At 63.5% G+C, this 22062-nt stretch carries 15 protein-coding genes and 2 pseudogenes; 2 read left to right on the plus strand and 15 right to left on the minus strand.

All coding sequences use genetic code 11. From position 1 onward, the window contains the following. Positions 1-57: 57 nt before the first annotated feature. From FZ938_RS28740 to istB (FZ938_RS28780), 9 genes and pseudogenes are all read right to left on the minus strand, one after another. Positions 58-3636, minus strand: a complete 3579-nt coding sequence (locus FZ938_RS28740) for a hypothetical protein (RefSeq protein WP_136705938.1) — start codon at positions 3634-3636, stop codon at positions 58-60. 445 nt (positions 3637-4081) lie between these two features. Further along, positions 4082-5686 (minus strand): thrombospondin type-1 domain-containing protein, encoded by a 1605-nt coding sequence (locus FZ938_RS28745; RefSeq protein ID WP_136705937.1) that lies wholly within the window; start codon positions 5684-5686, stop codon positions 4082-4084. Between the two features lie 244 nt (positions 5687-5930). Then, positions 5931-6281, minus strand: coding sequence for a TraA family conjugative transfer protein (traA, locus tag FZ938_RS28750; protein WP_246458214.1), 351 nt, complete (start codon positions 6279-6281; stop codon positions 5931-5933). Positions 6282-6288: 7 nt separating this feature from the next. Continuing rightward, a complete protein-coding gene (gene traV, locus FZ938_RS28755; protein WP_109154407.1) occupies positions 6289-6912 on the minus strand; it encodes a type IV conjugative transfer system lipoprotein TraV in 624 nt (207 codons plus the stop codon). Positions 6913-7003: 91 nt separating this feature from the next. Continuing rightward, positions 7004-8488: a TrbI/VirB10 family protein gene (locus FZ938_RS28760; RefSeq protein ID WP_199231027.1), complete on the minus strand. Its 1485-nt coding sequence runs from the start codon at positions 8486-8488 to the stop codon at positions 7004-7006. After that, entirely contained in the window at positions 8485-9690 is a 1206-nt protein-coding gene (locus tag FZ938_RS28765; protein WP_109154408.1) for a TraK domain-containing protein, read from the minus strand. Before FZ938_RS28765 ends, FZ938_RS28760 begins: the two co-directional genes overlap by 4 nt. After that, a complete protein-coding gene (locus FZ938_RS28770) occupies positions 9687-10340 on the minus strand; it encodes a TraE/TraK family type IV conjugative transfer system protein (protein ID WP_109154409.1) in 654 nt (217 codons plus the stop codon). The genes FZ938_RS28765 and FZ938_RS28770 overlap by 4 nt, the downstream gene beginning before the upstream one ends. 16 nt (positions 10341-10356) lie before the next feature. Next, positions 10357-10761: a type IV conjugative transfer system protein TraL gene (gene traL, locus FZ938_RS28775; RefSeq protein ID WP_246799126.1), complete on the minus strand. Its 405-nt coding sequence runs from the start codon at positions 10759-10761 to the stop codon at positions 10357-10359. Between the two features lie 104 nt (positions 10762-10865). Continuing rightward, positions 10866-11387, minus strand: a pseudogene (gene istB, locus FZ938_RS28780) (IS21-like element ISAzs30 family helper ATPase IstB); the annotation flags it as partial. 303 nt (positions 11388-11690) lie between these two features. Here istB (FZ938_RS28780) and FZ938_RS30765 point away from each other — a divergent pair. Together FZ938_RS30765 and FZ938_RS28785 are read left to right on the plus strand one after the other, a co-directional pair. After that, a complete protein-coding gene (locus FZ938_RS30765; RefSeq protein WP_158282483.1) occupies positions 11691-11867 on the plus strand; it encodes a hypothetical protein in 177 nt (58 codons plus the stop codon). Further along, entirely contained in the window at positions 11848-13908 is a 2061-nt protein-coding gene (locus FZ938_RS28785; protein ID WP_109154411.1) for a recombinase family protein, read from the plus strand. Before FZ938_RS30765 ends, FZ938_RS28785 begins: the two co-directional genes overlap by 20 nt. Positions 13909-13939: 31 nt before the next feature. Here FZ938_RS28785 and istB (FZ938_RS28790) read toward each other — a convergent pair. The 6 genes and pseudogenes from istB (FZ938_RS28790) to mobH form a co-directional block, all read right to left on the minus strand. After that, positions 13940-14293, minus strand: a pseudogene (gene istB / locus FZ938_RS28790) (IS21-like element ISAzs30 family helper ATPase IstB); the annotation flags it as partial. Then, the gene (gene istA / locus FZ938_RS28795; RefSeq protein WP_149201617.1) at positions 14293-15576 is read right to left on the minus strand and encodes an IS21 family transposase; all 1284 of its coding nucleotides are present in this window, start codon (positions 15574-15576) and stop codon (positions 14293-14295) included. The pseudogene istB (FZ938_RS28790) and the gene istA, both read right to left, overlap by 1 nt. A gap of 233 nt (positions 15577-15809) precedes the next feature. Further along, on the minus strand, positions 15810-16469 hold the full coding sequence (locus tag FZ938_RS28800; RefSeq protein WP_109154413.1) for an IncC plasmid conjugative DNA transfer DtrJ family protein: 660 nt from the start codon (positions 16467-16469) through the stop codon (positions 15810-15812). Further along, the gene (locus FZ938_RS28805) at positions 16459-17028 is read right to left on the minus strand and encodes a hypothetical protein (RefSeq protein WP_109154414.1); all 570 of its coding nucleotides are present in this window, start codon (positions 17026-17028) and stop codon (positions 16459-16461) included. Before FZ938_RS28805 ends, FZ938_RS28800 begins: the two co-directional genes overlap by 11 nt. A gap of 8 nt (positions 17029-17036) precedes the next feature. Then, positions 17037-18833, minus strand: a complete 1797-nt coding sequence (traD, locus tag FZ938_RS28810; RefSeq protein ID WP_199231028.1) for a conjugative transfer system coupling protein TraD — start codon at positions 18831-18833, stop codon at positions 17037-17039. Beyond that, a complete protein-coding gene (gene mobH, locus FZ938_RS28815) occupies positions 18826-21678 on the minus strand; it encodes a MobH family relaxase (protein WP_149201618.1) in 2853 nt (950 codons plus the stop codon). Before mobH ends, traD begins: the two co-directional genes overlap by 8 nt. Positions 21679-22062: the final 384 nt, after the last annotated feature.

The raw sequence follows: 22062 nt of genomic DNA on the forward strand, positions 1-22062 counted from the left end.
AGGTCCGGCGCCATAAGCCGGACCTTTGCCTTACATCCTTACCGCTTGGGGGCGGCGCTATGGTGTTGCCGGGGGAACCTCCGCCGGTTCGGCCTCGGTCCCAGCCGTCACCTCAGGTGACTCCGCACCGGAGTCATCAACTCCCCGCAGCGTTACAACCGGGGTATCGCTGCGGGACAGCTTCGATACCGAGATCCGGTTCGAGTTGAAGGCAACCGGTTCGCCATCGAGCGTCCAGCGGTAGCCTACAACACGCCCATCGTCGTCGCGGCAATCGGCGTAGTAAATCCAGCCACTCGTCCACTCCCGCAGGGTGGCGGTGCAGCGAGGGGGCGTATTGGCCGCCACGGTGACGGTCTGCGAAGCCCCAAAGCTCCATCCCATCAGCGTCTTCGCTCGCGCCTCCACCGTGTGTGTGCCCTCGCCCAGGGTCATCTTCGAATAGGACCCTGTGGTCCCGGTCGGCGCTCCGTTCAGATAGTATGCGAGTGATGTGATGCGGTCGCTTGGATGGCCCCCCGTGATCGAAGGCTTGACCGTTAGATCCAGAGGGGCTCGGTAGTACGGGTTGGACGGGGACACGGCGAGCGTCATGTTGTAGTTCGGTGCGGCAAGCATGTTCACCGTCGTGTTCACCGTCGACGAATGGCCGCGAGCGTCGGAAACGGACGCGGAGAACGGATAGGCCCCTGGCGTCTCGGTTCGGACAACGCGCATCGTCTGGTTGGCGTCCTCGAGCAATGTGGCGGCCGGTGGCAGGGACCAGTTGTAGGTCGGGTTGTCGAGCTGCATGGGCCGCCCGATCTGGCGCAGGCGCACCGTCACATCCGCCGGCGCATACTGCGAGCTTCTGGTCGGCTCCAGGCTGAACTCCGGCCAGACGTATTCCCAAACCCGCACGCGCTTGTCTTCGCTGCCCAAGGTACCGTCGAACCCCACAATCTCAGCGTGGTAGGTGAGGGTCACCGTGTCGGCCGCCAAATTCTCCGATGTAGGCCCCCAGGTCAGCATCGGACCATCGACACGCGTCCCGTCGGGGAGCGTCCACCACCCACGCAGTTCCACATCCATGTTCCGGTAGGGCAGGCCCATCACGCCGCGGAACGTGCCGGTCTGCGGGTACTCGACACGGGCTGGTCCGACGATGCGGATCATCGGCGGGCGAACCGGCACGAAGTTGACGCGCCGCCGCAGTTCACGCCACGCAAACGGGTCGTCGGGAGGTGCATCCAGCATGCGGGCGCGGGCGACCAGAACCATGCGCTCCGGTGCCTCGCGGGTCACATTGAATTCGAGCTTGCCCGGGGTGAAGGATTTCCCGGCATCCAGCGACCACTCGACTGAGACTTGTTCGTCAGTCACCGGCTCGCCCTTGTGCGTGAGCAGCAGCTTGTAATGACCGTTGCCGCCGAGGAAAACGTGCTCTGGGCCATCCAACTTACCCTGCGGCACGTCATAAGCGATGACATGGATCGGGTCTGTCGTGTGTTCCGCGCCGGAGAACTTGTTCTGGAGGACCGCACGCACATCGTACTCACCTTTCGGGAAGGTGTACGACAGGCGCATCTTGTTGTTCCGCATCGGGGGGACCACGCTCCACGTCGCTCCGCCGTCGGCACTCACCTGCCACGTCACGGCGCCCAGCGCAGTTGCGTCCAGGCGGTGATCGAGGGCGAGACTAAAGATGGAGGTGAGCGGCGCTTCACCGGTGATCCGACGCGCCGTTAGGCCGGCGCCGATCGCACCGCCCTTGACGACGGTGAGATTCAGCGGCCGGATCGCAAATTCGGTGCGCGAGTATTCCGGAACCGGCGACTTGACGCGCGCCTCCGCGGTAAGGCGGACGTAGCCGGTGTCGAAGGTGCCTTCCGGCAGCGTGAACGAAACGTCGCCGTTGTCGGCCGAGACGAATTCGGTCAGCGGCTCGGTCGTCCGATAATCGATGTACTTGACGAGGCGGACCTCCCACTCTCCCATCGTGGCGGCATTGTAGCCGGCCTCCTGTTTGTAAACGTCCCGAATGCCGACCGCGACCGGCAGGTCTTGAGTGTCCAACATGAACGTTGTCGGCACTGTAACGACGGGCTTGATGTTGGCATTCGGAACAGCGAGCAGTTCGAACGTGCGCTCGGACTTGTTATTGGGCATTTGGGAGTAGCGGGCCCTCACGGTCCAGGGCGTGCGGCTCCATAGCTCCGCCTCTACCGCGTTCAGGCGCCGCTGTATCTCCCTCGTCTCTCCCCAGGGGGAGGCGTCGAACTCACCATCCTCGATCACCTCGCCTCCGCGTTCGACCGAGATACGGTAGACTGCGTTAGCGCCTTTGATCACAGAGTTGCCCGCATAGCCCCCGTCACGGGAGACCGCGTAGAGACCGTCTTTCAGAACGGTCAGCATGTCCTCGGTGATTGCCGGCACCGGGGGCTCAATCACGTTGTACGTAAACGCTCCTTCTCCAGCCGGGATCTTAGAGCCGAGCGGGGTGACGACGTCGACCTTCCATCGCACTTCCTGAGTGCCGGCCTGCTCGAGCGAACCTTTCAGATAGGGGCGCACCCAATACTGATCCTGGGACAGCGTGTTGGGCAACGCCGTCCATGTGAGTGCGCAGCGCACCACCGCATCGGAGGAACGATACTCCGCCTCCTCATAGCTCCAATATGTGTCGCAGGCCGGGCCATCGGACTGCTTCATCATCACTTCCAGGGGCTGGACCAGCCGGTAGGCGCGATCTGACGAACGCTGCGGCTCGTAGGCGAGAAGGTTGCCGATGGGCGTGACTGTGAGTGTCGCCGTACCGGACGCTACGCGCACCTGCACATCGTTGGGATCGACCAAGCTGATCTTGTAGCCGACGTCGTACGCTCCGTGGACCCACATGCGTCCCTCCGCCATGGGTGTCATTGCGGTTACGGGCTTGAGGTCGGTCGGCAGTGGATCCCACTCAACGAGGCACTTCGGAGCGGTGAGCACGTCACTGGATCGTGCGGTCGAACGGCTTGACGTCAGTTCGCATCGGTTTCCAATGATCGCCTCGACCTTGAGCTTCGCCATGTCAAATGCTTGGCGCACGGACCAAGACTCAGCCTTCATGGCAACGTGCGGCACCCAGGTGTTCACCCGGAGATCAACACCAGGGCTGTTCGGAGCGACGCTGGTAATCCAGAGCCGCGCCTGCCCCTCCCGCCCGTCCTCCGCAGCCATCATAGGCAGCGAGAGCTTTCCCGACGCGGTGGTGAAATCGTAAGAGCCGATCGGAACACCCACATCGCCGGGATTGACCCTCACGCCGGCTATCACTACCGAGACATTTGAATCCTTGTGCATTGAAACACGCATCTCGTGCGTGCCGCCAAGCGTGACCCCATTTGGGAGTTTCCAGGCGTCGGTGGTCAGCGGATTCAGGCGAGCGCCGTTACGAAAGCTGTGCTGAACCCCCGGGATCCAGATTTCATTGGCGGTGGCGGTCACGACAGGAACAGTGGGTGGCGCATATGTGATCGTCCACTCCCGGGTGGCCGACGCCCCATTCCCATCTTTGGTCGTCGCAGATAGCTTGTAATCACCCACCCAGGATGACGGGAGAGGATTATCGGTGATGATCTTGTAGCCCTCAGCGCGGTTCGCGAGGGTCAAGATCACAGGGTCGCCGGTTACATTGGTCCCCGGTCCGGTCACTCTGAACGACGTCGCATCGCCTGCACGATGATCGATGTGAGGAGCTGTGCCGCCATAGCTCTCCGCTATTGCAACCCCACTCGTAGTCGGCAGAGCCACTCCAAGCGCCCATACTGCGGCAAGGACGGCGCTTCTTAGTCGCTTACCGCTTCCAAAGTTAGGACCACCGTTATTAAGGCCCTGCGCTATGCACCGTCGCCAGCGCCGGGTCCAGTTCCCCTTAGTAGCGGAAGTCAACGGTTGCACAGTTTTGAATCTCCTCAGCATTCGGTCTACGAGCCCAACAGCAATAGCGACCGGCCAAACCCCGGCGCAGGGTGTTGCTGCCACCCGGATGAAGGCGCCGCAAATGCTGGCGCAGCGCCACCAGAGGAGCGTGCGCCAGTTCTCCGCTCGGCAGCAGTCATTGGCAGCTGCCATCGCACTGGACATGCCCATCGTTGAATCCACAGCAGATTTTATCTCCGTCGGAGCAGGAGGTTATCCATCCGCCGCGGTACATCTCGCACGTAGTCGGCGTGGCAATCCAATCACTGCACGAAGCCGCGTAAGTGGGTTGGCACCAATATCGTGAGCAGCTCTGACCCATGTTTCCAACACAGCAATTCTGAGTGTTGCAGCTCTGGGAGTCGTTTGGCCGGCCGCCCCAGCCGCAGTTGCTGCCATCGACCGACGCGCCATCGGAGCGACGGCACCAGACGGACCGCGATTGGCTGCCGCCGCCGCATGAGGCAGAGCACCCGCCCCAGCCCTCTGCTACCCAGGAGTACGAACAGCCTGAGTAGCTGGTACACCCCTGAGTATCGCTCGGCCGCCCACCCCCGCAGTTGCCACCATCGACCGAGGCACCGTCAGAGCGTTCGCACCAGACCGAGCGGCTTTGGCTGGAACCGCCGCAAGCATTTGCACACGCTCCCCAATCGTTGCTACGCCAGGAATAGGTGCAATTGGCGTAACTGGTGCATGCTTCCACCGTCTCCGGCTTCCCGGCCCCGCAGAAGCTGTCGGCAACGGTCACTCCATCAGAGCGCTCACACCATACCGACCGCGACCGGCTGGACGCGCCGCAGGCATTTTCACAGGCCCCCCATGCAGCGGTCTTCCACGCCACCGGCAAGAAGCCTGTAGCTGTGCCTGCGAGCGCAACACTGGGCTGGTTGTGGTTCGCGAGAAGGAGCGTGCCGGCGTAGCTGCCATTGCGATCGGCGCGTGCTCGGACCGTGATATCGCAGGACGCGCCTGCCCCAAGAGACTGTCCCGAGCACGCGTTGCTCACGAATTCGAAGCTGCCCGGATTGTTTCCGCCGAGCAAAGCCACGAGCATGTCCGTGGCCTCCTCGGTGGATGTGTTGGTGATCCGGAACGTGGCTGGGGCGGACACGCGCCATTCGCCTTGGGTCTGGCCGGCAACGTTCAGCGAGGTGGGCGTGCCGGCGACAGCCGTGATCGTCAGGTTGGGCAGATCGAAATGCCGCGCCGTGCCCGACAGCGGCACGTCCATCGTGTAGCCGCCAGTACCCAGACGCAGCGTCCCCGACAACGGTCCAAACCAACTGGCCCGCGGCTGCACAGTCACCTGGCAGGTGCTTCCCGTTTCCCCCGGCGGGCCGAGCAGGGCGCCGGAGCAATTGTCGCCGGTGATCGTGAAGTGCTCCGCCCCGGCGCTGATCGTGGCGGCGAGAGGCTTGTCCATATAGAGGCCCAGCGCCTCGGCCCGCCCGGCGCTGCGCCCACCGTTCTGCAGCGTGACGCTGGTCGCCGCCGCCGGCGCGCCATTGACCGAGAGCACCAGATCACGAAAGTCCGTGATGGTGACAGCGCTGCCGCTCACCACCGCGTCCGGCCGTGGCGCGCCGGGGCTGACAACGCTCGGATATGTCGCTCCTTCCGGCCCCGTCGCCTCCCCGGCATTCTTCACCCGAAGCTCAAGCGATGGGCCACTCTGCGCCCAGGAGGCGAGCGGCACGGCGATGATTGAGAGCAGCAGGGCCGCGGTGACTCTTCTCATAGACCCTCTCCGGCACGGCGCGAACTCGCCAGCCCGAGCCGGTTACGCGCAGCCGGGAGAGTTCCACAATGCCGCGTCTCTTCGCGCCCTCGAAAGGCACACAAAATCATCTTCTTTCGGCAGAGTCGCCGTGCGTCGCGTGAGCGTACGACTGCAACGGTGGGGCTCTGACAGAGCATAGCAAAAGGGCGCTTCCACACCGGAAGCGCCCTTATTGTCCGTGCAGATCTTCGTGCCAGATGTTTCAGATGGGAAGCGCCGGAATGGTCGCGACCACTTCCGGGACTTGCACTGGCAAGGTACCGGTCATGATCGAATCGATCACGGTAGGGGTGTTGTAAAGACCCATACCCGAGCCAACTCCGAGGCCCAGCGGCATCAGGCTCTGGCGAGCGACGCCGCCGACCAAGCCGACGACGACCATGGAGCCCGCGATGATGCGGCCGAGCGTTCCTTGGGTCCAGTCGGTCAGCGTCAGCCAAATGTCGTCGAACGCCGTGCCGCCGGTGCCAGCGAACACATCGCCTGCGGTAAAGGCAACGATCAGCGCGAGCGCCAGCGCGACCTGTGTGTTGGGGTGAATGCGGTGCTTCATGATCTTGCTACTTCCCTTGCTTTACGGGGATTGTGGAAACGTGCTCCGACTTGTCCGCAGCTTTTACCGGCCGGGCCGGGGCGCTATCGTTGGCCAGCGGCTTCGCCTTGGGAGCAGTCGCTTCAAGGGGCCGGAAGGCTGACGGGGAACCAGATGCCGCGTCGGGCAGACCGACCTGCCACTTGCGCGGCTCAACCTCGCTGAAGACGAGGCCCGGCATATGCAGATCACCCTTGGTGTCCTGATACGGGGCAATCCAAACACGCATGACGACAGCGGGTGTGCGGATCGGAACACGGCCATCGTCTGTGTAAGCCACGGGCGTCGCGCCGTAGCCGACGGGGGATCCGCCGAGTGCCGCGGGGTCGGACGCTGCCGCTTTACGCATGGTTTGGACCAACCCAGTCTCCGCCTCACCTTCGGTGCTGCGCTGGGCCTCCTGGCTCAGCGTCAAACCGCTCACCGCGTCGCGGGTATTTGTCAGCTCATAGACCTCGCGGGCGCTTTTGCAGGAAACCCCTTGCGGCATTCCCGAGCAGCTGTACTCGCCAGCCCCGATCCCGAGGTTGGAGCACGCGCCGAGGAGGAGCGGCGCCAGACAGGCCATGATTTTCGAGGAACTTAGGCTCATTTCTCGCAACCTTGTGTCGGGGGCAGTTTGCCGCGTTCGGATTTTTTTCGCGCCGCCGAAAGACAGCGGCTTTCAACGTCTTTCTCAAACATCAGCGTTGCCCATTACCGGCCATGGGGCCGGCACCGTTGCCCCCAAAGCCGAACATCGACCCCAGGAGCCCGGAAGTCCCTCCCCCGGCGCTGGAGCCTTGTTGCCCTTGGCCCGGCAGACGCATGTCGTGGAGCGCCTGCTCCTTCCCTTTTTTCCTGAAGGTCAAGCTGATGCCGCGAGTAGCAATGAGATCGATCTTGCGACCTGCATCCACCTCGATGATGGGAAAGATGTTGGACGCCATGTCGAGGTAGAACTGCGCGATCTTGTCGAGCGCAGACGATGCGCCGCCGAAAGCAGCAGACCGCAGCGACTGCTCACCCGCGAACACGTCGGCATACTGGGTCTTGCCCGTGTTGCTGGTAGCCAGAACTGGGACCGGCTTCACATCGAACGCTTTGCTTATCCCATCAAGAAAGCCAGCCATCAGCGCGCGGCCGATCACCTGTCCCTGCTTGCTCACCAACCGCCCTCGGATGCCCGCCTTGCCGTCTTCGCCAACTGCATAGGCCGGGAAGTTCGCTTCAAGCACCTTCCCTTGCTTGGTGACGCAGCTGATGGTTTCTCCCCGCAGGTACGCGCGCTCCGATGACAGATCGCCGAAGCCTGCAGCGAGCAGGAAGCACTCCTTCACGTCCGCCTTCCAGCGGTTCGGCAGGATAGCGTCATGCTTGATGCGCAACAGGGCGGGAAACGGCTCCTTCCGCGCACTGTTGCCCGTAGGGGCATCCATGCCGGTGATGAGGGTGCCGGAGAAAATGGAGCCAGCGGGAAGGTAATTCTGCGCGGTTTCCTCCTGCATTTCGTCCACCGGCGTCTCTGGTACCTCCTCAACCACCACACGAATGTCTGCGGCGGCCTGTGATCCGGATGCAGCGGCGTTGGCACGCTCGACCTTGCCACCGTCCGCTTGCCCCTGCCCTGAGGGCTGGCCGCTCTTTTCATACATCTCCGCTGAGCTCGGCGGCGCGGTGGGCGGGCGAATGGCGGCCGGCGTCGGCCCTGGACGCTGCGCCATTTCGGTAGGCGCACGGCCAATGGGCGAACGGCCGCCCTGTGCCGGCGGCGGGCCTTTCTCCTGATCCGCAAGCTTTTGCTGAAGGTCGCCCACACGCTTCTGCAGTTCCTGAAGCTGCATTTCCGACGCGGACCGATCCGGATCGCTGGGAGGCGCTGGCTCGCGTTGCTTGCGTTTCAGGTCCTCCTCAAGGCGCTCGATCTTCTGTTCCTTCTTTTCGAGGCTAACTTCCAAGTTCTCAATTCGCGCTGCCATGCTGTCGAGCGTCACCTGCCGCGTGTTCTTGTCGAGCAGGACATTCTCTTGGATCGCGTTCGGATCCTTGCGCGACGCGCGGACCCGATCGCCTGGCTGGAAAATTGCGACAAGCGTGATTAAGCACGCCGCGATCGCACCGACGGTCACCGCTCGGCGCAGAGTCGGGTTCGCGTTCCGCCAATGCTCATTGATATTCAATAGGCTCACCGGACCGCTCCCGCTCGTGTCAGCAGCGACGGCCGACGCGCGTCGGTCTCCGACGGGAGCGCTGGGCGGCGGATTACAAAAACCTCAGTAGACTGTCCCGCGGCGAGAACGTTGTTCGGCCAATATGCGACCGCCGCAACATTCGGTCCGGCGCACCAGGGCTCGGCCAACTCAACGGAGGCTCCTGACTGGTTGGAGACGACGCCGATGACGACCTGCAGATGTGACCCTTCCATCACCTGACCGCCACCGAATTGGAACGTGACACCGGCCGGCCCGGTGCACTCGACGGCCCTGTCGCCACGCTCCATGTCGCGCATCTGATATCCGCTGGGTACGGTACCGAGTGCAATATCGCGCATGATCGACCGGATCGTTTCGATGTACGGCTGGCTTTCTTCCCAGGTCTGCGCCTTTTTGTTGCCGGCCACGGCTGCGCCAGCTCCGCCGGCGGTAAACGAGGCATTCCAGACTCCACCGCGAGGCAACTGAAGCTGGATTTCACGCGGGGGAACGCGCCTGGGCACAAGGGCGAGCGGAATCGCTACGGACTCATCGCCCTTCGGCGTGATGAAGATCGTCGCAGGCGAGGTGGTGGACACGTAGACAACGTTTCCAGAAATCTTGAACTTGGCATCACTTGTGGTCATGACCGCCGGTTCGGCAAACGGCGTTACGATGCGGTTGGCGTGCCCCTCTGCCACCGCCAACAGTTCCGTGGTGCCAGGGCGGATGGTGATGACGGCTGGCTGGGTCATCGCAGCCAAATCCTCGGACGCTGGAGCCGGGCCTGGAGCGACGACACTGGACGGCACGGCCGGAAGCTCCACCGTGCTTTCGATTTTTGGAGCCGCCGCGGTGCCGTTCCTAACCACTGCCTGCGTCGCGGCGGGAGCGGTCGGAGTTGCGGATCGCGGCGGGGTCGTCGCGACCGGCGTTGCCGGTACAGTACCCTTGGGCGATTGAGAGGGGAGCGCTACGTTGGGCTTCCCACCCCGCGCGTCAATCTCCTCCTGGATAGCCTTTTGCAGGGTGTCCAAATCGGAGGCCGGAGCGGCGGCCTTGGAGCTGTTGTAGGCTGCCTCAATCTCGCTCAGCGGCGCCACCGGAAGCTCCGGAGTTTGCGCCTGCGCGATCTGTTGTCCGACGAGAACGGCGAAGGCGCTCACGCTGGCCAGGATGATGGGCTGGACCCGCTTCACGGCTTGTTCTCCTGGTTCTTGCGAGCCTTTAGATCTTCGATCCGCTGGGCACGCTCCTGTATTTGCTGCCGGCGCTCCCTCTCTGCGGAGGTCTGCGCGGCTCCCTCGTAGTTCGTGACCGAGGTGATCTGCGGCCGGAAGTTCCGTACGGTCCAAGTGTACTCGTAGGTCGCCTCCTCGCGCTTCTCATCGGCAGAGGGCCCCGTCACGACACGATACCCGGTGACGAAATATTTGCTCGTCTCCCGCTCATAGATGATCTTGCGGGGATCGAATCTTGCGGTGATACGGTTGTGCTTGATTTCGGCGATGGTGTTCTCGACGGACTTCATAACTCCGTGGAAGATGTCCGGGGCCAGCAGCGGCTCCAGCCCCTTGCGCACGAAGTCCGCGTTCGCTGGTGTGATGTTGCCGAGCAACATGGACGTCGACCACGACCAAGCCTCCAGATAGTCCTGATTGGCGGACGATCGCGAGACCTCGACCGCCTTGGCCAGTTCCGGCGGCGCAATCACCACTGTCTTGTCTTTGGCAATGGCGTTGATGGCCAGCAGGAGGGCGACGCCGAGAAGGCCGAGGTTGGCTGCCCTCTGGAACCTGTTCTCAGCTCTGGCCCCCTGCCAGGAAGCCAGAAAATCCTTCAAGTGCATCTGTGCGTGTCCCGGCTCAAGGCTTATAGTGATCGGCGAACGGATTGCGGATTGTCCGTGCGCTCGTGGGCATCAGCCCGATCCAATAGAGCAGGTGCTGCAAGTAACCGTCCGGATGGCCGTCCCGGAATCTTTTGTAGAGAGACGAGGCGGCAAAGCCGAGGGCGGTCATGATCAACACGTTTCCAGTGAAAATACCGATGACGTGGAGGAGCACGATGGGCGCCAGCTCATCGGTGTTCCACAGGAGAACCGTTGGTGGTTCGTCGATTTGTCTCGGAAGCTGTACCGGATCCATGTGCCAATCCCCTTGCACGTCTGGCACATTTATGCCCGTTTTCAGCCCGGCTTCGCGCCGTTGAAAGACGCTGGAAAACGTCGCTTTTCTCGGTTGCGCGGGCCAATCAGACGTGCTGCGCACGGGCGCGTTCTTACCTCGCCCATCTCCGTCGACGGCCTGCTGTAAAGGCCGAATGAAGTTTCCCCAGAAGGGTCGGTCGAAAAGTCCCCAGATGGTTTGAAGGGCTATGGATTGGCTTCGGTGTCGGTGCTCCTCGCTTTTGGTGGCCGGCCTCGGCGCCGTGGAGCCGGCGGTGGGGCAGTGATCGGCCGGCTTCGGTTGTTGTCCGGCATCAGTTCGGCATGACGGCGTAGGCGGTAGCTGGCGCCTTCGATCTGCACCACCACGGCATGGTGCAGCAGGCGGTCCAGCAGGGCGGAAGCGACGACGGTGCCGCCGAAGACATCGCCCCATTCGGAAAAGCCGCGGTTGGAGGTCAGGATCATGGCGCCGCGTTCATAGCGGGCGTTGACCAACTGGAAGAACAGGTTGCCGCCGCCGGGGATGACCGGCAGGTAGCCGATCTCGTCGACGATCAGCAGCTGTGGCCGACACAGGAAGCGCAGGCGTTCCCGCAAGGTCCCTTCACGCTCGGCCTTGGCCAGCGAGCTCACGATGTCGGCCAGGGTGGCGAAGTAGACCGAGCGGCCGGCCTTGACGGCCTCCACCCCCAGAGCAAGCGCCAGGTGCGTTTTGCCGCAGCCAGGCGAGGCAGCGACATACTGCCCGATATCAGGGCCAGGACGTAACGATCCACTACCCTTTCCATCCCCGGTGCGGCGAACGCGTCGGCGTCGTCCGGCGTCACCGCTTGCGCGGCACCGTCATGCTGGTAGTCGAACAGCCGGACGGCACGCTGACCCACGTGCCGGAATGGATGACCGCGCCGGCGGCCGCGAGCACCAGCCTTTGTGACGCCCCCCGGTTCCCTTTGGGGGTTCTCCAGGAGCTGTATTTGGCCACCGACGCTGCCTTGTCGTTGCTCCGCGAGCGAGACAACGGAGGGCGGCATGAGACACCCCAAAGCGACCGTGCAACCGGACTTGTTTGCGCCGACGCGGCCGGAGGCCGCCCTTCCGCTGGAGGTGGCGCAACGGCTCCTGCCGCTTCTGGAACAGCTCCTGCTGGAGGTGCTGGCGAGCGAAACCCTGGTGACGGAGGCGGGCGATGAGCAAGATCACCCCTGACCACCTCGCGCGTCATGCCTACGTCTACGTCCGCCAGTCCAGCCCGGACCAGCTCCTGCACAACCACGAGAGCCGGCGCCGGCAGTACGGACTGGCCGACCGCGCCCGCCAGCTCGGCTGGGCGGAGGTGGTCGTCATCGACGACGACCTCGGCCGCTCCGGCGGCGGGATCGCCCGCCCCGGGTTCGAGCGACTGCTGGGGGCGATCTGCGAAGGGCGGGTCGGCATCGTGCTGGCCATCGAGGCGTCGCGGCTCGCCCGCAACGGCCGGGACTGGCACACGCTGCTGGAATTCTGCGGCTTGGTGGGGTGCTTGCTGGCCGATGAGGACGGGGTTTACGACGCGAAACTGCCCAACGACCGGCTTCTCCTGGGCATGAAGGGCACGATGAGCGAGATGGAACTGTCCATCCTGCGTCAACGCTCCCTGGAAGCCCTGCGCCAGAAGGCGCGCCGCGGCGAACTGTTCCTCACCGTGGCGGTCGGCTACATCAAGACCCACCACGACCGCATCGCCATGGACCCGGATTTGCGGGTGCGCGAGGCGCTCGGCCTGGTGTTCCGCAAGTTCGCCGAGTTCCAGAGCATCCGCCAGGTTCACCTCTGGCTGCGTCAGGAGCGGATCCGGCTGCCGGCCGTCGAGCGGACCGCCGAGGGGCCGCGCATCGTGTGGAAGCTGCCGGTCTACAACACGCTTCACCACCTGCTGACCAACCCGATCTACGGCGGGGCCTACGCGTTCGGCCGCACCGGCAGCCGCGTGAGCGTGCAGGACGGACGCAAACGGGTGGTTCGCGGCTTCCGCCGCACGCAGGCGGAGTGGGAGGTGTTGATCCCCGACCACCACGAGGGCTACATCTCGTGGGCGGAGTTCGGGAGGAACCAGGCCCTGATCGCCGACAACGCCAACAGCAAGGGCATGATGGCCCGCGGCTCGGTGCGCCGCGGCGACGCGCTGCTGGCCGGACTGCTGCGCTGCGGACACTGCGGCCGACGGCTGCACGTTGCCTACAGCGGCACGGATGGCTACTGCGTGCGCTACGACTGCCGTGGCGCGCATCTCAATCACGGAACCGAGCGCTGCATCTCGTTCGGCGGGCTGCGGGTCGATGCCGCCGTGGCGGAGGAAGCCCTGCGGTTCCTGGCGCCGCTGGGGATCGAAGCGGCGCTACGGGCGATCGACGCGCGCGAGGCCGACGGCTCCGAGACGCGGCGGCAGGCGGAACTCGCCCTCGCCCAGGCGTGCTACGAGGCCGAGCTGGCGCGCCGCCAGTACGATGCCGTTGATCCCGATTACCGCCTCGTGGCGGCTGAACTGGAGCGTCGTTGGAATGACCGGTTGGTGGAGGTCCATCGCCTGGAGGAGCGCGTGGCGGCCTTGCGGACCGGCCAGACCGCCGCGCTCACGGCCGAGGAGCGGGCTCGCCTGATGGCGCTAGGCGCCGATGTCGCGGCGCTCTGGCATCATCCCGGCGCGACGGCGGAGACGCGCAAACGCATTCTGCGCACCGTCATCGCCGAGATCGTGGCCAAGGTCGTCGATGACACGATCGAACTGGTGATTCACTGGCAGGGCGGCGACCACACCCACTTGAGCGTGCCGAAGAACCGGAGCGGCAAACACCGCTGGCGAACTGACGCCGACACCGGCGATCTCATTCGGGCTCTGGCCCGACAACAGCCCGATCGGGGAATCGCCGCGATCCTGAACCGGGCCGGCAAGCGCACCGGCAAGGGCAACACTTGGACCGAGGCACGGGTGCGCAGCTTCCGCAACGCCCATGGCATCGCAGTGTACCGGGAGGGTGAAATGACCGAGCGGGGCGAAGTGACCTTGGAGCAGGCGGCCGACCGGCTGAAGGTCAGCACGATGACGGTGCTGCGGCTGATCGCCGGCGGGACCATCCAGGCCAGCCAAGCGTGCAAAGGGGCGCCATGGGCGATCCTCGAGGCCCAACTATCTGGGCTCGAACCGCTCCGCCCGTCGGTACGCCGTCCGGTAACAGACGATCCGGATCAGCAGACCTTTGATTTTCAATGACGTAGCGAGGTGGGCATCATGACGCGGGAACGGGCTGGCCGAGGAAATGGACCACCTCGTGCCGGTCGACGAAGTCGAGCTGCGCCAAGGTCATGATCCTGTCGCGGTCGAGCGAAGGCTGGAAGGAGAAGTCGAAGCCGGTGAGCGTCTTGATGGAGAGAAGCCGGCCCATCTTCAGGGCTGCCTTGATGCGGCGCCCCTCGCGCAACGTCAGTTCCTCGCCCAGCAGGGCGTCGATGGCCTCCAGAGCGGAGAGTTCGCCACGTTCCAGCCGGCGCAGGATGTGCTCCAGCGCTTCCAGAGCACGCGGCATCTTCAGCCCAACCAGATATTGGCGAATGCGGTCGAGGGTGGCGGGGCCGGCTTCCAACGGCGTGGTGCTCATCACGGGCTCCCCGGCTGGTTGGCCAAGTGGCGGCCGATGGTGTCGTAGATGGCCAGCGAGCGGGGCGTGACGGTGCCGCCCTGCAGCGGAGGTGCCGGGGGCGTGGCGACCTCCCTGGGCGTCTGGCTGTTGGGCGGTGGAGGCTGGGTCCGGTGTCCGGTGGCAATGCGCCGCTGGCCTCGTCCTTCCAGCGCCGGGTGGGATGCGACGGCGATGCCGTCCTCCAGGATGGTGACGGTGCCGGCGGTGACCTGCACCTCCACCGTCCGCCGGGGGGTGCAATCCGGCACGGAGTAGAGGTTGCCGCCGACCGACACCATGCCGTCTCGGGTGACACGGCGCTCCAGGGCCAGCACGCTGTTGAAGGGGCCGGCCGGCAGCGGCTTGAGGTGGGAGCGCTCCTCGGCGAAATGCTCGGCGACGATGCGCTGGGTGGTGGCGTGCCGACGGCGGTTTGCGAGCTGATCCAGCCACTGGGTGAACTGGATGTTCAGGTCCTCGAGATTGCGGAAGCTGCGGGCCAGGAAGAAGTCCTCGCGCACGTAGCGGAAGGGCCGTTCGACTTTGCCCTTGGTCTTGGCGCCGTACGGCTTGCAGGCCTTCGGCAGGAAGCCGTAGTGGCTGGCCAGGGAGAGGAGCTTGGGATTGTAGGCGATGCCTTGGGCCGGTTGATCGGGGTCCTCGATCTCGCCCAGCACGGCGGTTTTCATGCGGTCGTAGAGGATTTGTTCCGGCACACCGCCGAAGCTGTCGAAGGCGGCGATGTGGCAGCGGAGCACGGTTTGCAGGTCCTGGCGGGCGACGAAGCGGGCCCACATCATGCGGCTGTGGCCGAGCACCATGGAGAACAGCCAGACGATCCGCTCCACCTCGGGCTCGTCGGTGAAGGTCGTCTTGAAGAAGGCGAAATCGACCTGGGCCTGCTTGCCGGGCGGCGTCTCGAAACGACGCTCGAAGGACGGTGATGGGGCGGGACGAATGGCGCGAACCACGGCTTTCAGGATGGTATAGCCGCCGGTGTAACCGCGCTCCTTGAGTTCCCGCAGCAGGCGGCGGGCGCTGAGATCAGGAAAGGCCTGCAGGCGCTCCCGCAGATAGGGCTCGAAGGGTGTGAGCAGCGTCGGCCGAGCTGGCCGAGGGGTGTAGGCGGGCGCCTCCAATCCGCGGGCGATGTATTTGCGGATGGTCTTGCGATCCAGGCCGGTGCGGCGTGCGATCGCCGACACCGACAGGCCCTCGCGGGCGAGATCGAGAATCATGACGAGTTCCCCAAGTCTGACCACCTGCGCCCTCCCTCCGCCTCGGAGGGTGATCATGGGCGACGGGCGGCCGCAGGGCTCCGGGGCGTACGCCCCGGAGCCCTGCCGTTGCGTTAGCCTGGGGAATTTTCAGCCGCCCTTTCCGGGGAGTATCCAACCGGCACTGACACCTGCGGCTCCGCCAATGACAATGGGCCGGAGACAAGCTCCGGCCCAGCCACTCAACCCATCGCGCCAGCTGCGAAGCTCGGACGCGGTCAGATGCGCTTCATCGTGTGTGACGCCACCAACATCAGCAATAGACTTACAGCGATGAAGAAGAACGGCGCCAGCAGGGGCGGGATCGGCACCGGTAGGAGGAGCGCCATAGGCAAGCCGACCAGCAGCCACTTTGCCGTCGCCGCCGCATAGCCGTGCACCAGCGGCGAGGGGTAATCGAACGTGAACTGCTTGCGCCGCCAGCTCATCATGCCGTCTAGGACCGCCGGAACCAGGAACAGCGGCACCACGGGGAGCCACAGCATCACGGCCGCAAGCCGGACGAACAGCCGCTGCAGCGATCCGAACACAGCATCCAACCCGGCCTTGATCATCGGGAAGTAGAGGTTCGCCCCAAGCGCTTCCAAGCCCCGGCTCTCCACAATCTTGTCCTGCGTCGGCAGGAAGAATTCGTAGACATTTCGCTCGACCCCGGTGTCACGGAAGATAGTCGCATAGGCATCGAAGCCGCTCTTCTCGATCCACAGCGTCGCATTGAGGCCAAGTTCAGCGAGGGACCACTGCCGCTCCACACGCGTTAGCCAGTCCAGAGCGTCCCGTCCCAGCATCGGTGTCAGCACGGCGATCATCACGAACTCGCCAAGGATAAGCCAGAGCAGCCAGCGTGCCCAGGTGGTGTTCTGTGATTCAGCCGCCATGGCTGGCCTCCTTGAGGATGTCGCGGTGCGTCGCCGTCAGGGCGAAGTCGGCAACGGCCGCGGTGATCTTTGCCGCCGTTTGGGTGCGTTCGCCGGAGCGTAGGGTATAACGCGCCACGTCCCGCTGGGCTGAGCCTAGCCAGAGCAGCAATGGAGCCCCCCGACTAGGAGCCCACGTCCGGTCGCCGCTGTCCGTCACAGTGATCCCAGCGAGCACCCGCCCAACTTCTGAAAATGCGGCGTCGGTGAATGCGAGAAGGCGCAGGTCATCACGCTGAAGCATGGCCGCGTCGTAGGCATCGTAGGCCCTGTCCAGAGCACGGTGCAGCAACGGAAGCGGCGCGCCGCCCCGCTTGAGCGGGGGCGCCGTAAAGGCGTCCGTGATGTACTCGGCCATCCGCCGCTGTATCTCCGCGCTGCAAGGCCAATCCATCTCAAGCCGCCGAATGACGGCCATGATCCGCTTGCGGTCAGCGCGAAAGGTACGAAGCATCTCGCATGGATCATCGGATGACGGGCATGTCAGCCCGATCGTCATGGCGCTTTCCATGGCAATCATCGCGCCAGCTACTCCTTGAGAATCGGTAGGCGGCCCTTGAGCAGGCGCCCGCCTGAGACCTTGGCGACGAACTCCAGGTTCGGGAGCTGCCCCAGCAGAGCCGGGGTGAACAACTCCGCTTCCTCCTCCATAAGGCGTTCGCCAGCGTTGCCGCCAAACTGCATGGTTTCGTGACCGCCGGTTCCGATCGATGACCCTTGTGTGGTCATGACGTATTTCACCCGGACAGTCGGCAGACCATCGGTGATGTAGGTCTGGGTTTCGTTATCGGTGACGCGCAGGGAGATCAGGTTGTTCACGTTGCCGAGCACCTGGCGGGCCTTGGGTTCGGAGCCCAGCCGTGTCACAAAGTCAGCAAAGGTCTGCGTGGCGATGAGTAGCCGGAGCTCGGCACCGCGGCCTTTGTTCAGGATCTGGATGAGCGGGTCGTTCACCACCTCGGCCGCTTCATCGACGAAGATGTTCACCGGAGTGTTGTTGACACCGTAGTTGTAGCGGTCGCCGGCGACACTGGCGAGGTCGGCGAGCAAGATCGACCCGATTGCCGAGCCCACCATCGCATCGGTCAAGCTATCCAAGCCGATGTAGCAGACTTGTCCCAGGTTGATGACGCTCGCCATATCTACGATCGGACGCTCATCAAAATCATTGTTCCGATTTGGCGACAGCAACCCGCCCATGTGACCGGATGTGAGTTGCCCGAGCAAAGGAAGGAGAGAGGCAATCATTTTGCCGAAGTGCGTTCTATCGTGCTCAAACATGCTGAGCAGGCCTTCGAGGTCTGTATTCGGCGCACGGTGGTGGACCTTCTCGCGATAATATCTGATTAGGGCGAGGGCCTTACCGTCCTTGCCCTTCGCGTTGTTCAGGAACGGCTTTGCCTCATCCTCCCACATTTCGACCTGCTTCTCGCACCAGATCGAAACGGATCTGATGACCAGATCATCCAGACCACCTTCCAGGTGAGACCGTATATTAACAAGGTTCGGCTGGCGCCCGGTAAGCACCAGCCCCTGGACGACATTGTTCAGCGCCATTTGCGCATAGGACTTGAAGGGATCGGCCGGCCCCTCGCCGGGGAGCAGGTTGGCGATGCGGCTCGCCAGCTCGGTGGCGCGCGAGAAGTTCTTCATCGGGTCGATGCGAGCGCTTTTTTCGGGAAAGCCCGGATGGAACCAGACAAATTTCTCCGGTTTCCCCAATGCCGCGCAGGCGCGCTGCGCGTTCTCGCGCAGTTCCCGATCACCCTTGGGATCGATGATAATGACCGATTCACCGCGCAAGATTGCTTGTGTGACGAGCAAGTCGAACAGCCGGGTTTTGCCCGAGCCTGTCGTTCCAACGACCAGAAGGTGTCCCTTCGTATCGTTGATCGGAAGCTGCAGGTCTTCCTCGGACATGGAGACGCCGTGGATCCACGGCGCCCCCATCTGCTCGACCTTCGGCAAGATCTTCGATTTGTCGCGCTTGAGGATCTCGTAGCACAGCTGCGTGTGCGGCTGATCCCATTCAAAACCGTTGCCCAGCCAGATGGCTCCGGGCTTCATGCGCGCCTGCAGTTCCTTGATCGACGCGAACTTGAGACGCTTTCCAGCAAGACGGGCCTTCCTTTGGTGATGGCGCCACGCTTGGTAAGCACGGTGCACGCCCATTCCTCCACCGAGTGCTGCCATCCAGGCAAAGGGGGAGAGCGGAAGACCGGAAGCAGCCCCAATGGTCATGCATAGGGCCGCGCTTGTTCCCCACCCAGCAGCCGCAGCCAATTCGAAGTTTGGGCGCCACGGCATTTCATAGGTCTCAACCACCGTTCGGCTCCTGAGTTGTAATCATGTAGTCATTGTCGGTGCGCTGTACCCCCGCTAGGCTTTCGAAAGCGGGCCGGAAGTTGCCAATACCAACCTTCCGCTTTTTAGCAGCAGCCTCAAGCACCGGAAACGGCACTATTCGCCAATCTCCATGATCAATTATCTGATCCGGCGATGGCGTTGATCGGCACCACGAAAGGAACTCGGCGGCAATCTTTGCAATTCTGTCCTCACCCCTTGCTGATGACTTCTTATGTTCTTCGACTTTATGGGAGAGCGATGGATTGGCTTGACTACGCGCGACGACGGGTTCGCTGCTAGCTTCAATGTCTGGCGATCCGCGCGTCGTCTGCATTGGACGCAGAGCGCTCCGTTCGGGCTTATTACCGTGCAGGGATGATTGAGCCGCCGTTTGAGGCTGTTGCTTGATGACAGGACGGCGCCCATCGCCGGCGACGGCCTCCGCCAGTGCAACGGTGCCCTGCTGGATGGCCACGCCCGCGGTTCCAGCAAGTTCACGGTTTGACGACCTGCCCGTCGTCTGCGTTGGACGCGGAGTGCTCTGTTCGGGCTTGGTGCTCTGCCGTGAGGGTCCAACCTCTAGTTCAGCCTGTTGCTGAGGGTCAGGACGGCTCCCATCGCCAGCAACGGCCTCCACCAGTGCAGCAATGTCCCTCCGGATCACCACGCCTCGGATGCCGGCGATCACCCGCATCGACGTAACGGCATCCCGATGTTCTTTGACGATCCATCCCGCGTCTCTTAGCAGGGTTGCCAATTCGATAGGCTGGGCATCAGGCTCGCCATCCGTTCGTGCAAATCGTCGATAGGGGACAAACCCTTCAGGCATCTTCGCCATCAGGTGCTCATCAAGCTGCACGAGGCATTCTCCCCAGTTTGATCGGCCGCCGGCGATATCCTCGGCCATCGCGACCAGAAGTCGACCAGCTTGGCCCATGCCGAGCAGCTCGCTACGCGCAGCAGACGCCACGGCCGCGGTTTTGGCGTTCGTCGCGGGGGGCGTAGCAGGTGGAGAGGGAGGCTCGGCATCGTTCACCGCCTCCGCTGTACCGGCTCTCGGTCTAAGCGAAGCCTCTTCGTGCTCGGTCGTGTGCCAGAACCCATCGTCCTGAGGCGACCTGCGAATGCCGGGCTGGAGTGGTGCCTTGCCGGTTGTCACCTTGGGCGCACTTTTTGGGAGCACACCTCCCTCAGGCTTTTTGACCGTCACGCTAGGGACGTTAACCTTCCCGCCTTGCGCCTGCACATTGGGTTTGCTCACCGTGATGTTCGAGGCGACAGGTCCTTGGGCTGGTTGGATTACAGAGGCGGCGGGCACAGCTGCTTGGGCAGTTGATGCGGGAGGCGCGTTGTGGACGCCCCCACAGTCTGCGCAGGTCCAGGCGGTACCCACAGGAACGGGGTGAGGTTGCACAACACCACATGTGGCGCAGTGGACGCCCGATGCGGACGGAGCCTTCGGTGCTGCCGGCGAAACCTGAGCTGGAGAGCGCGGGACTGGAGCCTGCGCGGCCGTGGCAGGCATACTTGGAGGCAATCCTGCCGTCCCCGCCGGTTGGGATGGTGCTGGCGCCGGGTCAATCTGAGCGCCGACGTAAGGTGGGGGTTCGGCGAATAGGAGCGAAGGAGCTTGAAGGCGCAGCATCAGCAACCTCACCGGGCTGCCGTTGTTGGTCAGCACGTCCGGACAAACCGGCCAGTACCGGTACACCTGGTTCCCAAGCTTCTTTGACACCGCCAGATCACGCTCGATCATTACGTCGGCAAGCGTATCAGGATTTCGCGGAATTCCCTGGATACGGTCGGTTTGCAGCAGCTCGATGATGTCTTCGACCGCCTTCTTCCAGACCACGAACACGCCGTCCGTCACGCCATCGGAAACCACCCAGACCCGCGCGCCCGGTTCGTTGATCTTCCATGTGCCGTCGGCTAGAAGGCGCCGCATGGCATCGAGCACAAATTGCTCGACGGGAACACCGAACCCCGGATCGCGGATCTTCCCATGGCCGGTGGCGACGAGGTCGCGCTCGACACTGGCGGAGTCCGCCTTGGTGACAAGATCTACGAGGAGGTGCTTGAGCTTTTCCGAACCCGACAGATAGAGGTTCAGAGTCTGGTTTATGTCAGAGCCCCCTTCGTTAAGCCAGTGAACCACATGCTTGGGAATCAGACTTTGGGCGATGGAGCCCCCCAGGATGCGGTGTTCATTGCCCCGGTTGCGCTTCCAACGCAGGAAGTAGCGTTCAATGCCATGCTTATTGGCCCACTCGCTGATCGTCTCCGAGTAAGGGCTCCACATGAGCGAGCCGTCGGCATTGACCACCTCGACATCCGTGACCGGCTTGCCGACGTCGTGGAGGAGGCCGGCAAAGAAGATCGCTGCCTGCCAGCGGATTTCCACGCCCTTGCGTTCGAGGGGGGTGCCCTCCGGCATGAAAATGTGTGCGCCGCTGGAGCGGCCTGCGGAGAACGCCACCTCGAGCCCATGCCGGAACGCACCACCAGCCCCTTTGTGATGATGGTGCTCCGAGGATGGCAGAAGGTGAATATACGAGGCGAAGCGCTCAATTACCGGCAGGATTATTCGGTTGTAGTCCTCGTCCGGAAATGAAAACGTCTGCCGGATCTTGATGAGCATCTCCGGTTGCCGGCGCATGAGGCGCTCGGTGCTGTAGACGGGGAGTCCCTTCTCGTAAGGAGGATAGCGTGGCACTTCCTCGTCGACGTCGATTTCCGGCTTCGACGCGAGCGGTGCATTGGCGTAGTAGCCGGGAAAGGCCCAGCGAAGCGCTCTGTCGGAGAGGTCTGAAATCAACTTCTTCATGGGGATCTCTCTACCAAAGTCGCCCCCGGTCTCTCGCCACCGAAAGACGCCGAAAAACAGCGCCTTTCGGCAGCGCGCGCAGCTGCCGATCCCCGCTACTCTTCGGGGCGCTCCCGAGGCGATTCAATACTGAGAGGTTCCCTTGCGCCTAACCATCTACGCATCCGTCCTGCTTGCGGGGACGGTACTCGCAGGTTGTGTGGAGACAACCGTGCAAACCCCCTTGGTAACGCCCACCGCGCATCAGGTGGCCGACACCACGCCCCCACGGTATGAGGCCCGCGTTGGCTGGGTCGGAGCCCGACGGTGCAGATTCCGACTGAAAGCGGCCACGGTTTCCGACGCCAAAGCGGCCAGTGTTCCGATCGCAAGCCGGCCGGCATT

The organism is Azospirillum oryzae, assembly GCF_008364795.1.
Classification (GTDB): Bacteria; Pseudomonadota; Alphaproteobacteria; order Azospirillales; family Azospirillaceae; genus Azospirillum; species Azospirillum oryzae.